The organism is Gracilimonas sp. (assembly GCF_035704785.1).
Taxonomy (GTDB): domain Bacteria; phylum Bacteroidota; class Rhodothermia; order Balneolales; family Balneolaceae; genus Gracilimonas.
Genome location: NZ_DASSWP010000134.1, coordinates 1 through 5,078, shown reverse-complemented (window position 1 = coordinate 5,078; position 5,078 = coordinate 1). Strand labels below are relative to the sequence as shown.

The 5,078-nt window shown below is 45.4% G+C and carries 5 protein-coding genes and 1 pseudogene; all 6 read left to right on the top strand.

Going from position 1 to position 5,078, the window contains the following annotated elements; all coding sequences use genetic code 11:
* Positions 1–196, top strand: a pseudogene (locus VFM80_RS08170) (dihydrolipoyl dehydrogenase); the annotation flags it as partial.
* Positions 197–697: 501 nt separating this feature from the next.
* Positions 698–1,423: a lipoyl(octanoyl) transferase LipB gene (gene lipB, locus VFM80_RS08165; RefSeq protein ID WP_395071335.1), complete on the top strand. Its 726-nt coding sequence runs from the start codon at positions 698–700 to the stop codon at positions 1,421–1,423.
* Positions 1,424–1,726: 303 nt separating this feature from the next.
* Positions 1,727–2,608 (top strand): lipoyl synthase, encoded by an 882-nt coding sequence (gene lipA / locus VFM80_RS08160; RefSeq protein WP_395071334.1) that lies wholly within the window; start codon positions 1,727–1,729, stop codon positions 2,606–2,608.
* 86 nt (positions 2,609–2,694) lie between these two features.
* On the top strand, positions 2,695–3,399 hold the full coding sequence (gene plsY, locus VFM80_RS08155) for a glycerol-3-phosphate 1-O-acyltransferase PlsY (RefSeq protein ID WP_395071333.1): 705 nt from the start codon (positions 2,695–2,697) through the stop codon (positions 3,397–3,399).
* The gene (locus VFM80_RS08150; RefSeq protein WP_395071332.1) at positions 3,396–4,412 is read left to right on the top strand and encodes an NAD(P)H-dependent glycerol-3-phosphate dehydrogenase; all 1,017 of its coding nucleotides are present in this window, start codon (positions 3,396–3,398) and stop codon (positions 4,410–4,412) included. The genes plsY and VFM80_RS08150 overlap by 4 nt, the downstream gene beginning before the upstream one ends.
* Before the next feature lie 80 nt (positions 4,413–4,492).
* The coding region (locus VFM80_RS08145; protein ID WP_395071331.1) for a helix-turn-helix domain-containing protein at positions 4,493–5,078 on the top strand (586 nt) is incomplete at its 3' end.

The window sequence follows — 5,078 nt, the reverse complement described above, 5'->3', positions numbered from 1 at the left end:
CGGTTGCCACATGATCGGATTCGGAGTTACGGAAATGATCGCTGAAGCTGTTGTAGCTCGTGATCTTGAAACTACCGGACATGAAATCATCAGTGCGGTTCATCCACACCCAACCCTCTCTGAGGCCGTGATGGAAGCCGTAGCAGAAGCGTATGGTGAAGGTGTTCATTTAGGATCAAAGCCTAAGAAGAAGTAGAACATCGAACATCCAGCAGGGAACATCGAATGTTGAACGAATTTGGCTCCTTCGGGAGCCATTTTTGTCTTGTGTTGATCTTGCTTCTCGGTCGGCTCTAAGCCCGTCTGACCGATTGCTTGATTAAAGTATCGAAGCCTTTAAAATCGATCAGACCGGTTATCGGTCGATCGTATGAAATAATCAACTGGTTCAAGCGTGACGCTTGCACGAGTTTTGATTTTTAAAATTAGAAAAGATAATCCTCCCTTGAGGGAGGTGCCGGACTGAACGAATGTGAAGTCTGGCGGAGGTTGTAAGCCAAGGGCGAGGAAGTTGTTATTAAGCTTGGGATCCCTTGGGGACAACACCCCACGAAATCCAAGCAGGAACAGCTGCTTGGATTGATCTACCCTCAAGGGGAGACTTTTTGTTTAACCTGGTTCAAGCGTCACGCTTGGACCAGCCATTGTTCGTACAAGCGGGACGCTTGCACGAGTTTCGGTGAGTGAAATAAAGCAAATGACGCAAAAAAACATCGAATTGTACGATCTGGGCCATGCCGCATATCAGCCGATATGGGATCTGCAGAAGTCTGTGCAGCAGCGGCTTATTGATGAAAAGCGAGCCGAGCAAAAAGACGAGTTCACTGGAAAGCGTCTGAATGATGTTTTGCTTTTTGTGGAGCACCCGCACGTATATACCCTCGGTAAAAGCGGAAAGGAAGAGCACATGTTGCGCTCGATGTTAGAATTACAACAACTTGAAGCCGAGTTCATCAAAATTGACCGCGGCGGAGACATCACTTATCACGGGCCGGGACAAATCGTGGGCTATCCCATTTTAGACCTTGACCGGCACTTTACGGATGTGCATAAATATCTTCGTTTTCTTGAAGAAGTGATGATCCGCGTTTGTGCTGACTACGGTTTTGAGGGACATCGAATTGAAGGAGCTACCGGCGTCTGGATAAACAATGAAAAGATCTGTGCCATGGGTATCCGATGTTCCCGCTGGGTAACTATGCACGGTTTTGCGCTCAATGTGAATACCGACTTGAGATATTTTAACAACATCGTACCCTGCGGAATTGATGATAAAGCCGTAACCAGTTTACAGAAACTTTCCGGCAAAGAAGTTGACCCCGGGGAAGTTAAAGAACGGATTGTTTTTCACTTTGAGGATGTTTTTAAAGTCTCCATCTCAAGCAAAGGTTCTTTGCAAGAAGTGGAGCAGATTATTTCGTAACTTTAATAATTGAATGTATTGAGTGAAAATGAGGTCTGCAATAAGCATCATTTTCACCAAAGAGTTTCTCCTCTTGGGAGGAGATCAAGTGGAGGGTAAAAGTGGAATTAAGCTTTGCAGCTTGTTCAATTTTATCTCTGCAAAAAGATCACTTGCCTTGCGCAAGCGTCTCGCTTGTGCAAATATAGTTTGTTCCTAGCGTGACGCTTGAAACAGGGTTGATAGAAATTTTATTGACAAAATGTAAGACGAAGGACTTAATTCCTCGCAATGACGAGCTTAAAAAATCACTAAAGAAGCACCATGATCAAAGAACTTCAGGTTGTAGACAAGCCATCAGAGAAAAATCGTCGGCCCGACTGGCTGCGCGTAAAACTTCCATCAGGAGAGAAATTCAAAGAGGTTTCGCAAACCATCCGAGATAATAACCTGAATACGGTGTGTTCGGAAGCCCGTTGCCCGAATATGGGCGAATGCTGGGGAGCCGGAACCGCTACTTTCATGATCCTGGGAGATGTTTGTACCCGTTCATGTGCTTTCTGTGCGATCAAAACCGGTCGCCCGCCTGCAGACCTGGACTGGGACGAGCCGAAGCGTGTAGCTGATGCTGCCGTCAAAATGAAGCTGAAGCACGTGGTACTCACTTCCGTGAATCGCGATGAACGAAAAGACGGTGGCGCCCCAATTTTTGCCGCTTGTCATGAAGAAATTAGAAAGGCTATTCCCGGAGTGACCATTGAATCCCTTATCCCAGATTTTCGCGGAGAATGGGATGCAGCCCTCCAGATCGTGTTTGATACCCCGCCGGATGTATTGAGTCACAACCTCGAAACCGTTCCAAGTAAATATAGGAGAGTACGCCCTCAGGCTCGCTACGAGCGATCGCTTGAACTCCTTCAGCGTACAAAAAATGCCGGTATCAGAACAAAGACCGGAATCATGGTTGGCCTTGGTGAAAAGCGCGAAGAAGTAATTGAGTTAATGCAGGATTGTGTGGATCACGGTGTGGATGTGTTGACCATAGGCCAATATATGCAGCCCACAAAAATGCACCACCCGGTATTGGATTGGGTCCATCCCGACCAATTTGCAGAGTATAAAGAGATCGGTGAAAAGCTTGGTATCGAGCATGTGGAGAGTGGTCCGTTGGTTCGCTCTTCTTACCATGCCGAGCGACATGTATAGTGTTTTAGGTTAAAGGTGAAATTCCCAATAACCATAAACTACTAACTAAGACTCCATTATCGTAACTTCCGAAAAAGACAAGGCAGATGATCGCATTATTCACAGTATTGGCTATTAGTTATGTGTTGGGATCTATTCCATCTTCTTTATGGGTAGGGCAGCTATTTCATAAAATAGATATTCGGAATTTTGGAAGTGGAAATCTTGGAACCACTAATGCCTTTCGAAACCTGGGATGGAAGTCCGGAGTATCAGTTTTAGTACTGGATTTTATGAAAGGCTTTGCAGCTTCTTATTGGGTTGCTATTTACGCCTTTGAGATCGGTAATGGCCCAATCGCACCTCCGGGTTGGGAAGCCGATGCTTTTCTGCAGATCACCTGTGGACTGTTTGCCGTGATCGGTCATATGTTTCCAATTTTTGCAAACTTCAAAGGTGGAAAGGGGGCCGCTACCGCATGCGGAATGTTATATGGAATTGAGCCGATCTCGATCGGGATATCATCAGTTATATTTATCCTTATCACCTTTACAACGAGGTATGTTTCTTTAGCTTCCATTACCGCAAGTTTCATATATCCAATTAGTTTGCTGGTGATGCGTTATGGATTCGGAATTACCGTGGATGGAAGCATCATATTATTTGCGATCCTGATTGCAGCCGGAATTATCTTCAAGCATAAATCAAACATTCGACGACTTCTGGATGGCAACGAGAGCCAGGTTAACATTTACGGAAAAAAAGAGAAAGAAAAAGAGGCCGCTGAAACAATGGCGGAAGCTGAAGCATGAGTAACAGGAATGTCACGGTTATTGGAGCGGGGAGTTTTGGGACAGCTCTTGCTATGGTTCTGGATCAGGCAGGAAATAAAGTCCAGATATGGGCAAGAGAAGCAGACATCGCCAATCATATCAACGAAAAACATTTCAATCCTTCCTACCTGAGCGACATTAAGCTTTCAGAATCTATAATTGCTTTCAATAATATGGAGCAATGCATGCAATCTCAGGACATGGTGGTTTTTGCCACCCCGTCTCATACGCTTCGGGAAGTTGCAAAGAAACTTAAACCCTGCCTTGATGGTCATGAGATTTTGGTGACGGTTGCCAAAGGAATTGAAAATGACACTTTTAAAACCATGTCTCAGGTTTTGGTTGAAGTGATGCAGGGAACCACACTGGAGGATAATATTGGGGTGTTGTATGGGCCAAGTCATGCCGAAGAAGTTGGAACCATGAAGCCCACAACCGTCGTCTCTGCTGCTTATTCAACCCGGACGGCCAAGATCATTCAGGAGACCTTTCTGACCCCTATGTTTCGGGTATATGTAAACAACGACGTAATCGGGGTTGAGATCGGGGGTTCGGTAAAGAATATTATGGCTATAGCTGCCGGTATCGTAGACGGAGCCGAACTTGGTGATAATGCAAAAGCAGCCCTGATCACGCGCGGACTTCATGAGATGAAACGTATGGGAACGATGATGGGCGCCCACTCCGATACCTTTTCAGGCTTGACAGGCATGGGCGATCTCATTGTAACTTGCACCAGTTCTCACAGCCGGAACCGTTCGGTGGGATATCGCATTGGTAAAGGAGAAAAGCTTGATGATGTTATCAAAAGCATGAATATGGTGGCAGAAGGTGTCAAAACTACCAAATCGGTATATGATTGGGCCACAAAGAACAAAGTTGAAATGCCGATAACTAAAGCTGTTTACGGTGTTTTATTTGACAATGTGGATCCTCGGGATGCGTTGTACAACTTAATGACGCGCGATCCTAAAAATGAAATTGTAATGTAAATCGGGTTTCGGGTTTCGTTTTGCAGGTTACAAGAGAATAACCTGCAACACGAAACGCGTAACTCGCAACCCTTATTACGATGGAAGACGAGTTTGAATTCTACATGCAGTATTCTGATACGGTGAAGGTGTCTAAACTGACAAGGTCCGATCTCAAGAATCTGATTCAGACCGGCGAAAGCAGTTTCCTGGAATTCAAGCACAGCGTAGCTTCCCCGGAAAAAATCGCACGCGAAATGGCCGCTTTTGCAAACACTAAGGGCGGAACCCTGCTGATAGGCGTGGAGGATAACGGAGAGATCATTGGGGTGGAAAGTTACTATGAAGAAGAATTTTGGCTAAATCAGGCTGCTCAGGAAGAATGTATCCCGCCGATCTCGATTACCATCGAATTAGTGAATACCGGCGAGAGGGATGTACTTATGGTGAAAGTTCCTGAAGCGCAGAAAAAACCCATCTATGTTAAGGGAAAGAAATACCGGCAAGTATACGTGCGAGTTGGTGATGAAAGCGTGGTAGCCAGTGATGAGTACATTGAAGTGCTTAAGCAAAATTCTTCGGATGAGGGTGTGACTTGTGAGTACGGTGAAAAGGAACAGCAGCTTTTCCGATTTTTGAATGAATATGGTGATATCACCGTTAAAAGGTTCTCGCTGCTGATAAGCG